Here is a 1146-nt window from a genome sequence, read left to right on the forward strand (position 1 = left end):
CGTGTTCTGGACGGATTTAGCAGACGGTTTCTTGGTCACAATCCATTCTCTTCGCCAGCGGCTTAACAACTTTGGGTGTATGCCTAGCTTGCCAGCTAGTGCGGACTGTGTCTGCGTGGTGGATAGCGAGGCCTGCACGGCCTCGCGTTTGAAATCATCGCTGAAGTAGCGCTTGGCTTTGTATTTCATGACACCTTCTCTCCAAATGAAGGTGTCTACTTTTTCCGGGGCATTCCACCCCGTTAGCTGTCAACTATCAACTGTACACTGTCAACTGACGTTAACCTGCCAGCTGCTTTTCCTTGATTTCAGCGAGCTCTTTGCAGTCGATGCACATTTCCGCAGTGGGGCGAGCTTCCAGGCGGCGGATGCCGATTTCTACGCCACAGGCTTCGCAGAAGCCGTAATCGTCCTTGCCCACCAGATCGAGGGTCTTCTCGATTTTCTTGAGCAGCTTGCGCTCACGGTCGCGGGTGCGCAGTTCCAGAGCGAATTCTTCTTCCTGGGTGGCGCGGTCGGCCGGGTCGGGAAGGTTGGCCTGCTCGTCCTGCAGGTGGTGCATGGTGCGGTCCGCTTCTTCCATTAGCTCCTGGCGCCAAGCCAGCAGGATATTGCGGAAGTGGTCGCGTTGCGCTTCATTCATGTATTCCTCGTCAGGGCCGGGCTGGTAAGGCTTGAAGCCGTGAACCTGGGCCTGTGATGCGGAGGAACTGGTGCTTTTCTTTTTCACTTTCGGATTTACCTGAGCAGAAGAGGGGGAACGGCTCGGCGAAGTCCTTTTGCCGGCAGTTGCAGTCCGTGCAGAACCTGTGTTTGCGGCCGCACGGGCCGCTGCGGTGGCCTTGCCTGAGGCCGGTAATTTCGTTCTTGGTGCTGCTGGAGCCTTTCTGGAAGCGGCTTTCTTTGCCGAAGTCTTGGGCGCTGGCTTGGGCTGGGGCTTGCTAGCTGCAGCTTTTGCTGGTGCCTTTGGCGCAGCGGCTTTCTTGGTGGCCGCTTTTTTGGGTGTTGTTGCTTTGGGCGTAGCGGTTGCCTTACTGGCTGTTTTGCTGGCTGCGGGCTTCTTCGCTACGGCCTTTTGGGGCGCTGCTTTCTTGGGTGCAGCTTTCACTGCGGGTTTGGCAGCGGTCTTTTTAACCGGGGCTTTTT

3 protein-coding genes are annotated in these 1146 nt (G+C 56.9%); 1 reads left to right on the plus strand and 2 read right to left on the minus strand.

What is annotated here, in order from left to right:
- Positions 1 to 189: transposase (locus A3730_RS20050; RefSeq protein ID WP_156501269.1), on the minus strand; the 189-nt coding region annotated here is incomplete at its 3' end.
- A 91-nt stretch (positions 190 to 280) separates the two neighbouring features.
- Complete coding sequence (gene dksA, locus A3730_RS20055; RefSeq protein ID WP_231880621.1) at positions 281 to 643, minus strand: RNA polymerase-binding protein DksA; 363 nt, start codon at positions 641 to 643, stop codon at positions 281 to 283.
- A gap of 166 nt (positions 644 to 809) precedes the next feature.
- Here dksA and A3730_RS20060 point away from each other — a divergent pair.
- A partial coding sequence (locus A3730_RS20060) for a hypothetical protein (protein ID WP_197477540.1) occupies positions 810 to 1146 on the plus strand: 337 nt, incomplete at its 3' end.

This window comes from Alcanivorax sp. HI0044 (assembly GCF_001634945.1).

Excerpts from the sequence above, each read along its gene's own strand:
- dksA (WP_231880621.1), bottom strand. The coding sequence starts at position 643 with ATGAATGAAGCGCAACGCGACCACTTCCGCAATATCCTGCTGGCTTGG.